Here is a 15627-nt window from a genome sequence, read left to right on the forward strand (position 1 = left end):
GAAACAATCTACCGTCGTCGTCGCCACCCGACCAATCAGCTCCCATAGCTGGAAAACATCACCCCTGGCAGCGCGATCATCGCAAGTTTGCTGGGCACCTGTCACCGATCTCACACTGCTTGCGAAGGTCGGTGACGGTCACGGGCGGGGTCATAGAGATGGGACTGGGTGCAGGTCAGATTCGGGGTGAGGGCGCGGCCGACGAGAATGACGGCGGCTTGGCGCAGACCCGCGGATTCGACCTGGTCAGCGATATCGGTGAGGGTACCGCGCAGGACCAGTTGGTCGGGTTGGCTGGCTCGATAGACCACGGCGGTCGGGCAATCGGCGCCGTAGGCCGCGGTCAGCTCGGCCGCCAGGGGACGGATTCGGGTAATGGCCAGATGCAGCACCAGCGTGGCCTGGGTCCGGGCGAAGTTCGTCAGTGCCTCGGATTCGGGCATGGCGGTCGATCGGGCCCGGGTGCGGGTGAGTACCACCGACTGGACCACCTCCGGGACGGTCAACTCGGTACCCAGCACGGCGGCCGCGGCGGCATAGGCGGGGACGCCGGGGGTGATGTCCCACGGCACGTCCGCGGCGTCGAGGCGGCGGGTTTGTTCGGTGAGGGCCGAATATATGGAGGGGTCGCCGGAGCACAGGCGGGCGACATCGTTTCCGCAGCGGTGCGCGCGCACCAGATGCTCGGTGATCTGGTCGATGTCCAGGTGTTGGGTGTCGATCAGTTCGGTACCGGGGGCGCAGTGCGCGAGCACCTCGGGATCCAGGTAGGTGCCCGGGTAGAGGCAGACCGCAGCGGTGCGCAGCAACTCGACCGCGCGGACGGTCAGCAGGTCCGCGGCGCCCGGCCCGGCCCCGATGAAGTGCACGGTCATACGGGTGAGTTTAGGGCTAGGCCGTCGCGTCGAAGTGGGCGATCACCTTGTCCGGGCGCACCCGCACCACCAGTTCGCCCGGGACGCCGTTGCGCTTGCCGAATTCCTCGGCGCGATCCGCGCCCATATAGCGACCGGCGATCTCGGTCGCGGTACGCAGGAGTTCGTCGGGATCCTCGGACAGGGTCACCGTGCCCTGGATCTGAATGGAGGAGTACGGCTCCTCCTCGAGGTCGACCACCACCGCGACGCGCGGATCGCGAGCAAAGGCCCTCCCCTTACTCGTGGCCTTACCGGTATTGAACACCAGCTCGTCCCCCTCGAGCACAAACCACACCGGCGTCACCACCGGCCGCCCATCAGCAGCCACAAACGCCACCTTCCCAGTCCGCCTCCCATAACTCAAAAACCCCCGCACCTTGGAATCCAAACCTGAGCCCATCCCCCCACCCTAGGCACTGGGCCGATGATCATGGGGAAACTATGGCGGCAAAACGCGAGAAGTCTCCGCCCCCCACTGCCACCTGATCTTGATCGCTGGCTAGATGGCGCCTTGTTCGCGGGCGCGGGCGACGGCGGAGGTGCGGGAGCGGACGCCGAGTTTGGCGTAGATGTGGACCAGGTGGGATTTGATGGTGGTTTCGCTGAGGAACAGGTCCTTGGCGATCTCTCGGTTCGAGCTGCCGTTGGCGACCAGGCGCAGTACCTCGATTTCGCGGGGACTCAGGGTGGTGTCGGCCCGGCGCACGCGGATCATCAGCTTGGAGGCCACCGCGGGCGAGAGCACACTCTCCCCGGCGGCCGCCGAACGCACCGCCGCGAGCAGTTCGGTCGGTGGGGTGTCCTTGAGGATGTACCCGCAGGCCCCGGCCTCGATGGCGCTGAGGATGTCGGCGTCGGTGTCGTAGTTGGTGACGACCAGAACATGGGGCGGCTTTTCGAGCGCACGCAGTTGGGCGGTCGCATCGACGCCGGAGCGGCCGGGGCCGAAACTCAGATCCATCAGCACCAGATCGACCGGGGTGGTGGTGCAGAACGCGACGGCGGCCTCGGCGGTCGGTGCGTCGCCGACGACGGCGATATCCGGATTGCTCTCCAGTAGTGCGCGCAGGCCCGCGCGCACGATGGCGTGGTCGTCGGCCAGGAGCAGACGGATCATGTGCGGGTCTTCCGGCCGGTTGCCTTTGGTATGCCCGGCGCGGGTTCGCCTGGCCGCGAACCGGAATCCGCTGCGGGCCCAGTGGTTTCGTTCTGCGCAGTCTCGGATTCCGCCGCACGCCACACCAGGGCGGGCAGTTCCGATTCGCTCGACACGGCGACCGGTTCCGACGTTGTCTGCCTCGCCGCGGACCCGCCGCAGTCATTCGGCGCGGTCTCGGATTCCGCCGCACGCTGCACCACTGCGGACAGTTCGGAATCGCTCGGCGCCGCGACGGGCTCCGCTGCACCCTGCACCACCGCGGACAGTTCGGAATCGCTCGGCGCAGCGACGGGCTCCGTTGCACGCTGCGCCAGGGCGGGCAGTTGGGGGTAGTTCCGCGGAGGTTCGGATTTCGCAGGGGTCGTTTTCACGGCGGGTAGGCCCGAATCGGGCGAAACACCCCCGAAATCAGAGCGGGATTCCGGGGACGCGGTCTCCAGTGGAAACGAGACGGTGACCGCGGTGTGGCCGGGTTCGGACTCGACCGCCATTGTGCCGCCCTGCTGTTCGACGCGACTGCGGATGGCGGCTAGCCCGAAGGTGCCCGCTGGGGCGCGGTCGAGCACCGATGGATCGATGCCCGTGCCGTCGTCTACCACGTCGAGGTACACATCGGTATCGGCGTAGGTCAGGGTCAATCGCATTCGGCTCGCGCCCGCGTGGCGCACCACGTTCGAGACCGCCCCCTGCGCGATCCGAACCAGTGCCGCCTCGACGGGCATCGGCAGGCGCTCCGGCGTGCCCTCGACGGCCATCTGGGTGAGCAGTCCCGGCGCCTCGGCGCGTTGACAGATGCGTTCCAGCGCCTGCGCGAGGCTCTGCGCCTCCAGGGCGGCAGGGGTCAATTCCGCTATCAGCCTTCGCGTCTCGGCCAGACTCTCCGCCGCGGTCTCGCGGGCAAGTCGAATCTGTTGCAGCGCAGGATGCTTCGGCGCGGACCGTTCCGCGGCGTGCAGCAGCAACTGGATGCTGCTCAAACCCTGCGCGACGGTGTCGTGGATCTCCTGCGCCAGCCGTTCACGCTCGGCCAACTTACCCGCGGTGCGCTCCTGTTCGGCGAGAGTCGCTCGGGTATCGAGCAATTCGTCGATCAGGCGCTGACGTTGCGCGGATTCACGGAATAGCGCCTGGTAGCCGAGCCCGATCCCCACCGCAACGCCCGCGCCGAGCACCGGCCCGATCACGCCCGGCACGGACCAGCCGCGGTGCACCCCGAAACCGATCACCGCCACCGCCGTGGCCGCGCCAACCGCGAGCAGACTCCACGGTCGCGGCAGCAGGTGCAGGTAGAGGAAGTACACGCCGAATGCGAGGTATCCGGCATCGGGCGCGAGCACCACGAGGCCGAGCCACAGCAGCGTCAGCGCCGCCAACCAGATGCGGATGCCCACCGGGTGGCGACCGACCAGCGCACCGGCGAAGTACACGGCCAACAACGCCACGGTCAGCGTGACGACGCCGAGCGGATGTCCGGCACCCGGTAGCAGTGCACGCACCGCGACCACCACGGCCAGCGCCGTCACCAGCACATGCAGCCCCAACCGCAATGCGGTGAAGACCGGGGTGAACGGCGACGAATGCACGTTGTCAGCTTATGTGCGGCTATCCGGGCGGCATCCATCGAAAGGCGTAAAACACCGACCAACCTTCGATCGGGGCGCATACCTCCGCATGCGCGATGGCGGGGGCATCGCCGCGCGGCAGGGTGGTGGCATGTTCGTCGCACTCCGGGATCTGCGGGCCGCACGCGGCCGTTTTCTGCTCATCACCCTGGTCGTCACGCTGGTGGCGTTGCTGGTGAGTTTCCTGAGCGGTCTCACCGCCGGACTCGCGCACCAGAACATCTCAGCCATCGAGGCGATCCACGCCGATGCCATTGTCTTCGCCGATAACAACGCGGATCCGTCCTTCGACACTTCCGCGCTGACCGAGCGGCAGGTCGAGGCCTGGCAGGCGGGCGCGGGCGCGGTGAACCCGATCGGCATCAGCCGGGCGCAGGGTGCGGTATCGGGGCGGGGTGCGACCAAACCCGCCCAGGTCGCGCTGTTCGGCACCGCCGGAAGCGCATTCGGCAACCGCATCGCGACCGATTCCGGCGCCGTCGTGCTCAGCACCGGGGCGGCCAAGGCCCTCGATGCGATCATCGGTGACACCGTCACGCTCGGCGCGCAAACCTTCCGAGTCACCACAATCGAGGGCGACGATTGGTACAGCCACACCCCCGTCGTCTGGATGACACTCGCCGACTGGCAATCGGTGAGCCCACGCGGCGGCGCCGCCACGGTGCTCGCGGTATCCGATATCCCGAATGCCGCCTCCAGCAACGCATCCGCGCACACGACCTCGACCAGCGTCTCCGGATCACTGTCGGCATTGAGTTCCTACCAAGCCGAAAACGGTTCGCTGACACTGATGTCGGTGCTGCTCTTCGCCATCTCGGCGCTGGTGATCGGCGCATTCTTCACCGTGTGGACGGTGCAGCGCATGGCAGATATCGCGACCTTGAAGGCACTCGGCGCGACATCAGGATCATTGGTCCGCGACGCCATCGCCCAAGCGGCGATCGTGTTGGCCGCCGGTGTCGCAGCGGGACTCGGAATCACCATCGTGGCAGCAACATTCATCGGTGACGCACTGCCCTTCGTGCTCGATCTTTCGACAACCCTGTTCCCCGCAGCGGCCCTCATACTGCTCGGCCTGCTGGGAGCGGCCTTCGCCCTGCGCTTCCTGTTCACCACCGACCCGCTGACCGCACTGGGTGCGACCCGCTGACCTCCGGAGATCCGCATGACCACCGCAACCACTACGAAAACCGCTCTCACCGTGAGCGAAACAACCCTCACCTACCTGGACGGCACCGGCCGCCTCACCGCACTGAATCAGGTGAACCTGCACGTCACGGGCGGCACCATCGCCGCGATCACCGGCCCCTCCGGCTCGGGCAAATCAAGCCTTCTCGCCGTAGTCTCCACCCTGATCCGGCCCGATTCAGGCCGCATAACGCTCCAAACACCGGATGACACAGTAGATCTCGCCACCCTCACCCGCCGCGAAGCCGCGGCCCTGCGCCGCTCATCCATCGGCATCGTCTTCCAACAGCCCAACCTCATCCCCGCCCTTACCGCCGTCGAACAACTAGTGGCCATGTCCCACCTCGGCCAGCACCTGTTCACCTCCCCTACCCGACGCCGCGAAACCTACACCAAGGCAATGGAATTACTCGATGCCGTTGGCCTAGCCGACCAGCACGCCAAACGCCCCGCGCAACTCTCCGGCGGCCAACGCCAACGCGTCAACATAGCCCGCGCCCTGATGAACGAGCCGTCCCTCCTGGTCATCGACGAACCAACCAGCGCCCTCGATACCGAACGCGGCGCCGCCATAATCGACCTGATCCTCACCGTAGCCCGCGCCCAAAACGCGGCCACCCTGCTGGTAACCCACGACCGAACCCACCTACATCAGATGAACTCCGTCTACCGCATGACCGACGGCACGCTCACTCTGAGCACCTGAAACCCCGCGATCCTGCTCGTCAGTGATTACGCCGATAAGCCGAGCAGAACATTCCGCTGTTCCCGCACCCGAACCTGAATCGCATCGACCACCGCCGCCACCTCGGGCCTGCGCAATGTCTCGGTCCGAGTAACCAGCCAATAGGTGAGTCGAACGGAGACTTCCTTGCGAAGCACTCGGATCAAGTCGTCGTGACGATCGGCCATGAAGCATGGCAGTAATCCGATACCCGCGGCCGCGCGGGTCGCTTCGACGTGCACGAAAACATTGGTGGAGGTGACTGATTCACGCATGGCGGGCGCGAAGCTGGAAGCCAGGTCCAAGTCGTCCACTTGCAACATGGAATCGATGAAGTAGACCAACGAGTGGCGCGCGAGATCCCCTACGGTTGTCGGCGTTCCGTGTTCACGAAGATATTCGCGCGAACCGTAGAGCCCGAGACAGTAGTCGGCCAACCGCACAGCCCTGGCGCGATGCACCTGGGGCTCACCCACCACAACTTCGATATCCAGACCCGAGCGCTGCTGAGACGCCCGCCGGGTCGCCGCGACGATCTCCACCGAGATCTTCGGATGCCGCCGCTGCACCTCCGCGGCGGCCGGTGCCGCCACATAGGCGCTGAATCCGTCGGTCGCCGAAATCCGGACCACGCCCTCTAGCACCCGCATGCCATCGGCATCGGTAGCCAATGACTTGACCGCCGATTCCACCGCTTCGGCCGCCGCCAACGCCTCGCGCCCGAGATCGGTCAACTCCCAACCACCGGTCGCCCTGGTGAGTACCCGCCCACCCAGCGTCTGCTCCAGCGCGGCAATGCGGCGCGAGATGGTGGTGTGGTTGATCCCGAGTTCCTCGGCAGCCGACACGAAGCGCCCCGAGCGCCCCACGGCGAGCAGAACCAGCAGATCATCCGCGCTGGGGCGGCTGGCACCCGAGGCGGCCGAACTCATATCTGCATTCTTGCAGATGCGCACTGCACAACTGGTCATTGCGGCCGAAGATATGTGCACGAATACTCGTCCTGACCACGAAATGTGGGGGCCGTCACATCTTCGTGCCAGATGTGCCCCCGGTCACGAAGGAGATGTTCGATGAGCGTGCGCGATGCAATGCGGCCGATGGGAAACGATCCAGGCGGGGTACCGGCCGGACTGAGGCGGGTGGTGGCCGCGTCCATGGCGGGCACCGTCGTCGAGTGGTACGAGTTCTTCCTCTACGGCACGGCCGCGACGCTCGTCTTCAGCAAGGTCTTCTTCGCCAAGGGCACCAGCGATCTCGACGCGATCCTCGCCGCCTTCATCACCTACGCCGTCGGTTTCGCCGCACGCCCGTTGGGCGGTGTCGTCTTCGGACATTTCGGTGACAAATACGGCCGCAAGAAGCTGCTGCAATTCAGTCTGGTGCTGGTCGGCAGCGCGACCTTCCTGATGGGCTGTCTACCGACCTTCGCCCAAATCGGCTACTGGGCACCGGCATTGCTGGTCGTCCTGCGATTCATTCAGGGCTTCGCGGTCGGTGGCGAATGGGGTGGCGCGGTGCTGCTCGTGGCCGAACACAGTCCGAACCGCAGTCGTGGCTTCTGGGCGAGCTGGCCACAGGCCGGGGTGCCGGTGGGCAATATGTTGGCGACGGTCGCGCTGCTGGCATTGACCTCCACGCTGTCCGACGCCGCCTTCCTGAGCTGGGGTTGGCGCGTGGCATTCTGGTTGTCCGCGGTGGTCGTGCTGGTCGGCTACTACATTCGCACCAAGGTCACCGACGCGCCCATTTTCGTTGCGGCACAGCAGGAAATCGAACAGATCAAGGCCAATTCCCTCAGTGTGGTCGAGGTGCTGCGGCGCTACCCGCGCGGCGTATTCACCGCCATGGGGCTGCGTTTCGGCGAGAACATCCTCTACTACCTGGTGGTCACCTTCACCATCACCTATCTCAAGGTGCATGTGCACGTCGACACCAAGGTCATCCTCTGGTGGCTGCTGGCCGCACATGCCGTGCACTTGTTCATGATCCCGTTGGCGGGCAACCTCTCCGACCGCTTCGGCCGGCGACCGGTGTATCTGGTCGGCGCGCTCACCGCGGGCACCTGGGGTTTCTTCGCCTTTCCCATGATGGACAGCGGCCACAACGCGATCATCATGTCCGCGATCATTATCGGTCTGATATTCCACGCCTTCATGTATGCGGGCCAGCCCGCGATCATGGCCGAGATGTTCCCGACCCGGATGCGGTATTCCGGTGTCTCCCTGGGTTATCAGGTCACCTCGATCGTGGCCGGATCGCTCGCTCCGATCATCGCCGTGCGCTTGCTCAATACCTATGGGTCCGCGGTACCGATCGCCGTGTATTTGGCCGCGGCCGCGGCGATTACCGCGATCGCCGTCCTGTTCGCTCGCGAAACCAAGGGCATAACACTGGAGAGCATCGACACCGCCGACGCGGAAACCCTTGCCGCACAGGCCCCTGCGGCGCCGGGACCGAGCGCCAGCGAGGTGCGGGCATGAGTGACCTGACCGGACGTTCGGCCATGATCACCGGGGGCGCCAGCGGCATCGGCGCCGCCTGCGCCAGAGAACTCGCCGCGCGCGGCGCTACCGTCACCATCGCCGATATCGATGACGTCGGCGCGAAGGCACTCGCCAGCGAAATCGACGGAAAAGCCTGGGCCATAGACCTTCTCGACATCGCGGCACTGGAACACCTCACCCTGGACGTGGACATCCTGGTGAACAACGCCGGTGTGCAGAGCATCAACCCGATCGAGGATTTTCCGCCGGAGCGATTCCGGAACCTGATGACCCTCATGGTCGAAGCGCCGTTCCTGCTGATCCGTGCGGCACTGCCGCAGATGTATCGGCGCGGCTTCGGCCGGATCATCAATCTGTCCTCGGTACATGGATTGCGCGCGTCCGAATACAAGGTCGCATACGTGACGGCCAAGCATGCGCTCGAGGGTCTGTCCAAGGTGACCGCACTCGAAGGCGGCCGGCACGGCGTCACCAGCAATTGCGTCAACCCCGGATATGTCCGAACACCTTTGGTGGACAAGCAGATTGCCGATCAGGCCAAGGCACACGGGATAGCCGAGCAGGAGGTGCTGGAACGGGTGCTGCTCACCGAGAGTGCGATCAAACGCCTCGTGGAGCCGCAAGAGGTCGCCTCGCTGGTGGGTTGGCTCGCCTCGCCGAATGCGGGCATGGTCACGGGCGCGTCCTACACCATGGATGGCGGGTGGACCGCACGGTGATTCCGGCGGGCCTAGCCCAATGCCGACAGCGCCATCTGTCGCAGCACGGGCCGGGCCCGAGTGGCGGTGGCATCGGTGGCGCTGTGCGGCGTGGAGTTCATCAAGCCGAAGCCCGCGTGGGCCTGCACCCGCGCGGTCTCCTCCGGCAGTTCCGGATGCAACTCCCGCAGCACCGTCACCCAGATCTCGACGTACTGACGCTGGGTGCGCCGCAGTTCGCGTCTGGGGCCGGCCGGAACGTTGTCGAGGTCGCGGTCCTGGATTCGGATGAGTTCGGGCTCGCCGAGCGCGAAGTCCAGATGGAAATCGACCAGCCCGTCCAGCGCCTCTCGCGCCGACCCGGTCCGCGCCACCACCGCCTTCCCGCCGTCGAGCAACCGCTGACTGACCCCGACCAGCAGCTCCACCAGCAGCGCGTCCTTATTCGGGAAGTGCCGGTAGACCGCGGGCCCGCTGATCCCGACGGCCGCGCCGAGGTCTTCCAGGCGCATGCCGAGAAACCCACGATCGGCGATGAGCCGGGCACCCGCATCGAGCAGCTGCGCCCTTCGCTGCATCTTCAGTTGTTCCCTGCGGGTGAGCGAGGCGGTGTCTGTGCTGGTCACACGGGCTCCTTTCAGCACATCTGGACATCTCGGTTAATCAATATTAACCTGAATTCCAGTTATCGGCGACTAACTGGATGGCAGGACGGCGTGATGACGGTGACCGAACAGGTCGGGGTCGACAACCGCGCGGCACATGAGGCGCTACTGGAGGATCTGCGGGCCCGGCTGGCCGCCGCGGCGCTCGGCGGGCCCGCGAAGGCGCGCGAGCGGCATGTGGCCCGCGGCAAGCTGCTCCCCCGGCAGCGGGTGGATCAGCTGCTCGACCCGGGCAGTCCGTTCCTCGAGCTCTCGCCGCTGGCCGCGACCGGCATGTACGACGACGAATGTCCCGGTGCCGGGATCATCACCGGCATCGGCCGGATCTCCGGGCGGGAATGCGTGATCGTGGCCAATGACGCCACGGTCAAGGGCGGCACCTACTACCCGATGACGGTGAAGAAGCATCTGCGCGCCCAAGAGGTCGCATTGCAGAACCAGTTGCCGTGCGTGTACCTCGTCGACTCCGGCGGTGCGTTCCTGCCGCGCCAGGACGAGGTGTTCCCGGACCGAGAGCATTTCGGGCGCATCTTCTACAACCAGGCGACCATGAGCGCCAAGGGAATTCCACAGATCGCCGCGGTACTCGGTTCCTGCACCGCCGGTGGCGCTTACGTGCCAGCGATGAGCGACGAGGCGGTGATCGTGCGCAATCAGGGCACGATCTTCCTCGGCGGACCACCGCTGGTGAAGGCCGCGACCGGTGAGGTGGTCACCGCCGAGGAACTGGGCGGCGGCGAATTGCATTCGCGCACGTCGGGAGTGACCGATCATCTGGCCGAGGATGACCAGGACGCGCTGCGCATTGTGCGCCGCATCGTGGCCACCCTCGGCCCGCGTCCGGCCAGCCCGTGGGAAGTGACGCCGACCGTCGCGACCGCGAAGCCGGAGTCCGACCTGTACGACGTTGTTCCGGTCGATCTGCGCACGCCGTATGACGTCCGCGATGTCATCCACCGGTTGGTCGACGGTGGCGATGGATTCCACGAATTCAAGGCCGAATACGGCAAGACGCTCGTCACCGGATTCGCCCGCATACACGGCCATCCGGTCGGCATCATCGCCAATAACGGTGTGCTGTTCAGTGAATCCGCCATGAAGGGTGCGCATTTCATCGAACTGTGCGATAAGCGCAAGATTCCGCTGCTTTTCCTGCAGAACATCACCGGTTTCATGGTCGGGCGCGATTACGAGGCGGGCGGTATCGCCAAGCACGGCGCCAAGATGGTGACCGCGGTGGCGTGCGCGCGGGTGCCGAAACTCACGGTGGTGATCGGCGGATCGTACGGCGCGGGCAATTATTCGATGTGCGGGCGCGCGTATTCACCGCGTTTCCTGTGGATGTGGCCCAATGCGCGAATTTCGGTAATGGGTGGAGAGCAGGCCGCCTCGGTCCTGTCGACGGTGCGCGGGGATCAACTCGATAGCAGCGGAGCACCGTGGTCGCCCGCGGACGAGGAGGCATTCAAAGCGCCGATTCGGGAACAGTACGAACATCAGGGCAACCCGTACTACTCGACCGCGCGGCTATGGGATGACGGTGTGATCGACCCCGCCGATACCAGAACCATACTCGGACTTGCCCTTTCGGTGTGTGCGCAGGCACCGCTCGAACCCGTTTCCTACGGCGTCTTCCGGATGTGATCGCGATGATGAACAAATCCCATCCCATCGATTTCGACACCGTGCTCGTCGCCAATCGCGGCGAGATCGCGGTGCGGGTCATTCGGACCTTGCGCGCCATGGGTATTCGCTCGGTCGCGGTGTACAGCGACGCGGACGTGCAGGCCAGGCATGTGCGCGAGGCCGATACCGCGGTGCGCCTCGGCCCGGCTCCGGCCCGGGAGAGCTATCTCGACATCGAGAAGGTGGTCGACGCGGCGGTGCGCACCGGCGCGAAGGCCGTGCATCCCGGTTACGGATTCCTTTCCGAGAATGCGGCTTTCGCTTCAGCACTGGCCGAGGCGGGCATTGTATTCCTCGGACCGCCCGCCAAGGCGATCGAGATCATGGGCGACAAGATCGCGGCGAAGAACACCGTCGCCGCGTTCGATGTGCCCGTCGTCCCCGGTATCGCTCGGCCCGGCCTCACCGATGCCGAATTGATCGACGCCGCAGCCGATATCGGCTATCCGGTACTGGTCAAGCCATCCGCTGGTGGCGGCGGTAAGGGTATGCGACTCGTCGAGGAGCCATCGGCATTGCCCGCCGCACTGGCCAGTGCTCGGCGTGAGGCGGGCGCGGCCTTCGGTGACGACACGCTGTTCCTGGAGCGATTCGTCACCCGGCCGCGCCATATCGAGGTGCAGATTCTCGCCGATCAATTCGGCCACGTGATCCACCTCGGTGAACGCGAATGCAGCCTGCAGCGGCGGCATCAGAAGGTCATCGAAGAGGCGCCCTCACCGCTGCTGGATGCCGCGACCAGGGCGCGCATCGGCGCCGCCGCCTGCAATACCGCACGCAGTGTCGACTATGTCGGTGCGGGCACGGTCGAATTCATCGTGTCCGCCGATCGGCCGGACGAGTTCTTCTTCATGGAGATGAATACCCGGCTGCAAGTTGAGCATCCGGTCACCGAGTTGGTCACCGGGGTCGACCTGGTGGAGTGCCAGGTGCGCGTCGCGGCCGGACAGAAGCTCGCGGTGGACCAGGACGAGCTGCGGCTCGTCGGACATGCGATCGAGGCACGCGTTTATGCCGAGGACCCGGGTCGCGGCTTCCTGCCCACCGGCGGCACGGTGCTCGACCTGTCCGAGCCGGAAGGTGCTGGCGTGCGCGTGGATTCGGGCCTGCGCATCGGCACCGTCGTCGGCAGCGATTACGATCCGATGCTCTCGAAGGTCATCGTGCACGCGGCCGATCGCCCTACCGCGCTCGCGAAACTCGATCGGGCGCTCAGCGATACCGTCCTGCTGGGCGTCACCAGCAATATCGAGTTCCTGCGCTTCCTGCTGGCCGACCAGGATGTGGCCGCGGGCAAGCTCGATACCGGACTGCTGGATCGTCGCGTCGGCGACTTCCGACCCGCCGCCGTCGGGGACGAGGAATTCATCGCCGCGGCCGCCTATCACTGGCTGCGGCGCTGGCCTGCGGCGGCGAGCGATCCGTGGGATATCCCGTCCGGGTGGCGCATCGGCACACCCGCGCCGACCACCATCAGGCTCGCCAACGGCGACCGCACCGAGCACATCTACCTGACCGGCTCGCCCGACGCCGCCGAAGTGCACCTCAACAGCAGTGAATCAGCCTCGCTCACTGCTGCTTTCATCGACGGCAGGCTGGTCGTGACGCTCGACGGTCTGCGCCGGGATTACCGCGTCGCCGAGCACGACGGACAGCTCTGGGTGGCCGGGCCGTCCGGCGTCGCGGTGCTGCGCGAAGTGGCCGAGGTGAATGTCCGCGGCGGCGCCGAACACGTTGGTGACGCCGAAATCCGTAGTCCCATGCCCGGTTCGGTGATCGCGATCCCGGTCGCGAACGGTGCCACCGTCGCCGTTGGCACGCCGGTCGTCGTGGTCGAGGCCATGAAGATGGAGCACACGCTCACCGCACCGGTTGCGGGCAGCGTCGAAGTCCTGGTCGAACCGGGCGCCCAGGTCCGCCTCGACCAGCCGCTCGTACGCATCGCCGCCGCTCCCGCCGAACCCGAAACCGCTGAACAAGAAGGAATTTCCGGATGACCGACTACCTGTCCACCGGCACACTGCCCGAGGACTATCGCGACCTCGCACTGACGGTGCGCGATTTCGCCAAGTCGGTGGTCGCCCCTGTAGCCGCCGAACACGATGCGAACCATACGTTTCCATACAAGGTCGTCGCGGGCATGGCCGATATGGGCCTGTTCGGCCTGCCGTTCCCGGAGGAGTACGGCGGTATGGGCGGCGACTACTTCGCGCTGTGCCTGGCGCTGGAGGAACTCGGCAAGGTCGATCAGAGTGTGGCGATCACGCTCGAGGCCGGTGTCTCGCTGGGGGCGATGCCCATCTACCGCTTCGGCAACGATAAGCAGAAGCAGGAATGGCTGCCGCAATTGACGAGTGGCCGCAATCTCGCCGCCTTCGGCCTCACCGAACCAGGTGCGGGCAGCGATGCGGGCGGCACCAGGACCACCGCCATCGCCGATGGCGCCGAATGGGTCATCAATGGCAGCAAGCAGTTCATCACCAACTCCGGCACCGATATCACCAAACTGGTGACGGTGACCGCGGTGACCGGACAGTCGGGTGGCAAGAAGGAGATATCGACCATCCTCGTGCCCACCGACACCCCCGGTTTCGTGGCCGAGCCCGCCTATAACAAGGTCGGCTGGAATGCCTCGGATACCCATCCGCTGAGCTTCACCGACGTCCGGGTGCCGCAGGAGAACCTGCTCGGCGAGCGCGGTCGTGGCTACGCCAACTTCCTGCGCATCCTCGACGAGGGCCGCATCGCCATCGCGGCGCTGTCGGTCGGCGCGGCCCAGGGCTGCGTCGACGAGAGTGTGCGCTATGCCAAGGAGCGCGAGGCCTTCGGTCAGGCTATCGGCCGCAACCAGGCCGTCGCCTTCAAGATCGCCCGGATGGAGGCGCGCGCCCACGCCGCGCGCACCGCCTACTACGACGCCGCCGCACTCATGCTCGCGGGCAAACCATTCAAGAAGGAAGCCTCCATCGCGAAGCTGGTGGCCAGCGAGGCGGCCATGGACAATGCCCGCGACGCCACCCAGATCTTCGGCGGCTACGGCTTCATGAACGAATACGCTGTGGCCAGGCACTATCGCGACAGCAAGATCCTGGAGATCGGCGAGGGCACAACGGAGGTGCAGTTGATGCTGATCGGACGGGAGCTGGGCTTGTGAGCGAGACAGACGCGCCACGGCGGGTGGTGCAGCGCGGACTGTGGTTCGAGGAGTTCGAGATCGGTGTGGTGTACGAGCACCGGCCGGGCCGAACCATTACCGAGGCCGATAACGTCCTGTTCACCACGCTGACCATGAATACCCAGGCACTGCACCTGGACGCGGCCTTCAGCGATCAGCTGCCGCCGTTCCACCAGCGCCTGGTGAATTCGATGTTCACCCTCTCCACCCTGATCGGTCTCTCGGTCGCGCAGCTGACGCAGGGCACGATCGTGGCCAACCTTGGCTTCTCCGAGGTCGCCTTCCCGAAGCCGCTGTTCCACGGCGACACCATGTATGCCGAGACGACGGTCACCGATAAGCGCGAATCCAAGAGCCGTCCTGGCGAGGGCATCCTCACCTTCGCGCACACCGCTCGCAATCAGCATGGCGATATCGTGGCGACTGCGGTACGCAAGACATTGGTACGCAAGGAGCCCACATGAGTTGGCACATGCCGGGACCGGCCTGGCTGTTCTGCCCCGCCGACCGCCCCGAACGCTACGAGAAGGCGGCCGCGGCAGCCGATGTGGTGATCATCGATCTCGAGGACGGAGTCGCGGCCGGGGATAAAGCGTCCGCGCGCAAGGCACTCGTGGCGACCCCACTGGATCCCGCGACCACCGTGGTGCGGATCAATGCTGTCGGCACCGATGAACACGAACCGGATCTCGATGCCTTGGCGCGGACCGCCTACCGGCGGATCATGCTGCCGAAAGCCGAATCCGCCGAACAGCTCGACACACTCGCCGACTACGAGGTGATCGCGCTGATCGAATCGCCGCTCGGCGCGATATCGGTCGGGCAAGCGGTATCGGCACGCAATGCCATCGGGGCCATGTGGGGTGCGGAGGATCTGGTCGCCGGGCTCGGCGGCAATTCCAGTCGGCATGCCGATGGCGGCTATCGCGATGTGGCACGCCATGTTCGATCGACCACGCTGCTCGCGGCCAAGGCGTACGGCAAGTTCGCGCTCGACTCGGTGTATCTGAATATCCGCGATCTCGACGGGTTGCGCACCGAAGCGGTGGACGCGGTCGCGAGCGGCTTCGACGCCAAGGTGGCGATCCATCCGAGCCAGGTGCCGGTCATCCGGGCGGCCTACGCGCCGTCGGATGACGACATCGATTGGGCTCGCAGGGTACTCGCCGAAGTCGCGAACCATCGGGGCGTCTTCGCATTCGAGGGCGGCATGGTCGATGCCCCGGTACTGCGCCATGCCGAGCAGATCGTGCGGCGCGCGAACCAGACCTGATTTCCGAAGATCA

General features: G+C 65.8%; 14 protein-coding genes and 1 pseudogene. 9 read left to right on the forward strand and 6 right to left on the reverse strand.

Annotation, left to right across the window (positions count from 1 at the left end; translation table 11 throughout):
- Nucleotides 1–110: 110 nt before the first annotated feature.
- From cobM to ACQP2U_RS37300, 4 genes and pseudogenes are all read right to left on the reverse strand, one after another.
- Nucleotides 111–875, reverse strand: coding sequence for a precorrin-4 C(11)-methyltransferase (gene cobM / locus ACQP2U_RS37285; protein ID WP_433711850.1), 765 nt, complete (start codon nt 873–875; stop codon nt 111–113).
- A 16-nt stretch (nt 876–891) separates the two neighbouring features.
- Entirely contained in the window at nt 892–1317 is a 426-nt protein-coding gene (locus ACQP2U_RS37290) for a PPOX class F420-dependent oxidoreductase (RefSeq protein WP_433711851.1), read from the reverse strand.
- A 99-nt stretch (nt 1318–1416) separates the two neighbouring features.
- Nucleotides 1417–2034, reverse strand: coding sequence for a response regulator (locus ACQP2U_RS37295; RefSeq protein ID WP_433711852.1), 618 nt, complete (start codon nt 2032–2034; stop codon nt 1417–1419).
- Nucleotides 2035–2501: 467 nt separating this feature from the next.
- Nucleotides 2502–3659, reverse strand: a pseudogene (locus tag ACQP2U_RS37300) (sensor histidine kinase); the annotation flags it as partial.
- Between the two features lie 130 nt (nt 3660–3789).
- Between ACQP2U_RS37300 and ACQP2U_RS37305 the strand changes: the two are divergent.
- Nucleotides 3790–4848: an ABC transporter permease gene (locus ACQP2U_RS37305; RefSeq protein WP_433711854.1), complete on the forward strand. Its 1059-nt coding sequence runs from the start codon at nt 3790–3792 to the stop codon at nt 4846–4848.
- 15 nt (nt 4849–4863) lie between these two features.
- Nucleotides 4864–5592, forward strand: coding sequence for an ABC transporter ATP-binding protein (locus tag ACQP2U_RS37310; RefSeq protein WP_433711855.1), 729 nt, complete (start codon nt 4864–4866; stop codon nt 5590–5592).
- Nucleotides 5593–5618: 26 nt separating this feature from the next.
- Here the strand turns inward: ACQP2U_RS37310 and ACQP2U_RS37315 are convergent, their stop codons facing one another.
- A complete protein-coding gene (locus ACQP2U_RS37315; protein ID WP_397037417.1) occupies nt 5619–6542 on the reverse strand; it encodes a LysR family transcriptional regulator in 924 nt (307 codons plus the stop codon).
- A gap of 141 nt (nt 6543–6683) precedes the next feature.
- On the opposite strand from ACQP2U_RS37315, the gene ACQP2U_RS37320 reads away from it, so the two are divergent.
- Complete coding sequence (locus tag ACQP2U_RS37320) at nt 6684–8093, forward strand: MFS transporter (protein WP_433711856.1); 1410 nt, start codon at nt 6684–6686, stop codon at nt 8091–8093.
- Nucleotides 8090–8836, forward strand: a complete 747-nt coding sequence (locus ACQP2U_RS37325) for a 3-hydroxybutyrate dehydrogenase (protein WP_433711858.1) — start codon at nt 8090–8092, stop codon at nt 8834–8836. The genes ACQP2U_RS37320 and ACQP2U_RS37325 overlap by 4 nt, the downstream gene beginning before the upstream one ends.
- Nucleotides 8837–8847: 11 nt before the next feature.
- Here ACQP2U_RS37325 and ACQP2U_RS37330 read toward each other — a convergent pair whose 3' ends face one another.
- Nucleotides 8848–9441 carry an SACE_7040 family transcriptional regulator gene (locus tag ACQP2U_RS37330; protein ID WP_433711859.1) on the reverse strand — a complete coding sequence of 198 codons (594 nt, stop codon included), beginning with the start codon at nt 9439–9441 and terminating at the stop codon, nt 8848–8850.
- Nucleotides 9442–9534: 93 nt separating this feature from the next.
- On the opposite strand from ACQP2U_RS37330, the gene ACQP2U_RS37335 reads away from it, so the two are divergent.
- Genes ACQP2U_RS37335 through ACQP2U_RS37355 form a run of 5 tightly spaced genes read left to right on the forward strand, consistent with a single transcriptional unit; the run spans nt 9535 to nt 15614 of the window.
- Nucleotides 9535–11124 carry a carboxyl transferase domain-containing protein gene (locus ACQP2U_RS37335; protein ID WP_433711860.1) on the forward strand — a complete coding sequence of 530 codons (1590 nt, stop codon included), beginning with the start codon at nt 9535–9537 and terminating at the stop codon, nt 11122–11124.
- A gap of 5 nt (nt 11125–11129) precedes the next feature.
- Complete coding sequence (locus ACQP2U_RS37340; RefSeq protein ID WP_433711861.1) at nt 11130–13163, forward strand: biotin carboxylase N-terminal domain-containing protein; 2034 nt, start codon at nt 11130–11132, stop codon at nt 13161–13163.
- Entirely contained in the window at nt 13160–14320 is a 1161-nt protein-coding gene (locus ACQP2U_RS37345; protein ID WP_433711862.1) for an acyl-CoA dehydrogenase family protein, read from the forward strand. Before ACQP2U_RS37340 ends, ACQP2U_RS37345 begins: the two co-directional genes overlap by 4 nt.
- Nucleotides 14317–14805, forward strand: coding sequence for a MaoC family dehydratase (locus tag ACQP2U_RS37350; protein WP_397037429.1), 489 nt, complete (start codon nt 14317–14319; stop codon nt 14803–14805). The genes ACQP2U_RS37345 and ACQP2U_RS37350 overlap by 4 nt, the downstream gene beginning before the upstream one ends.
- Nucleotides 14802–15614: an HpcH/HpaI aldolase/citrate lyase family protein gene (locus ACQP2U_RS37355; protein ID WP_433711863.1), complete on the forward strand. Its 813-nt coding sequence runs from the start codon at nt 14802–14804 to the stop codon at nt 15612–15614. Before ACQP2U_RS37350 ends, ACQP2U_RS37355 begins: the two co-directional genes overlap by 4 nt.
- Nucleotides 15615–15627: the final 13 nt, after the last annotated feature.

The sequence above is a fragment of the Nocardia sp. CA-084685 genome (assembly GCF_050955785.1).
GTDB lineage: Bacteria > Actinomycetota > Actinomycetes > Mycobacteriales > Mycobacteriaceae > Nocardia.

Coding starts and splice junctions, on each gene's coding strand:
- ACQP2U_RS37320 (WP_433711856.1), top strand. CDS start 6,684: ATGAGCGTGCGCGATGCAATGCGGCCGATGGGAAACGATCCAGGCGGG.
- cobM (WP_433711850.1), bottom strand. CDS start 875: ATGACCGTGCACTTCATCGGGGCCGGGCCGGGCGCCGCGGACCTGCTG.
- ACQP2U_RS37345 (WP_433711862.1), top strand. CDS start 13,160: ATGACCGACTACCTGTCCACCGGCACACTGCCCGAGGACTATCGCGAC.
- ACQP2U_RS37355 (WP_433711863.1), top strand. CDS start 14,802: ATGAGTTGGCACATGCCGGGACCGGCCTGGCTGTTCTGCCCCGCCGAC.
- ACQP2U_RS37325 (WP_433711858.1), top strand. CDS start 8,090: ATGAGTGACCTGACCGGACGTTCGGCCATGATCACCGGGGGCGCCAGC.
- ACQP2U_RS37295 (WP_433711852.1), bottom strand. CDS start 2,034: ATGATCCGTCTGCTCCTGGCCGACGACCACGCCATCGTGCGCGCGGGC.
- ACQP2U_RS37310 (WP_433711855.1), top strand. CDS start 4,864: ATGACCACCGCAACCACTACGAAAACCGCTCTCACCGTGAGCGAAACA.
- ACQP2U_RS37340 (WP_433711861.1), top strand. CDS start 11,130: ATGATGAACAAATCCCATCCCATCGATTTCGACACCGTGCTCGTCGCC.
- ACQP2U_RS37305 (WP_433711854.1), top strand. CDS start 3,790: ATGTTCGTCGCACTCCGGGATCTGCGGGCCGCACGCGGCCGTTTTCTG.
- ACQP2U_RS37335 (WP_433711860.1), top strand. CDS start 9,535: ATGACGGTGACCGAACAGGTCGGGGTCGACAACCGCGCGGCACATGAG.
- ACQP2U_RS37315 (WP_397037417.1), bottom strand. CDS start 6,542: ATGAGTTCGGCCGCCTCGGGTGCCAGCCGCCCCAGCGCGGATGATCTG.
- ACQP2U_RS37290 (WP_433711851.1), bottom strand. CDS start 1,317: ATGGGCTCAGGTTTGGATTCCAAGGTGCGGGGGTTTTTGAGTTATGGG.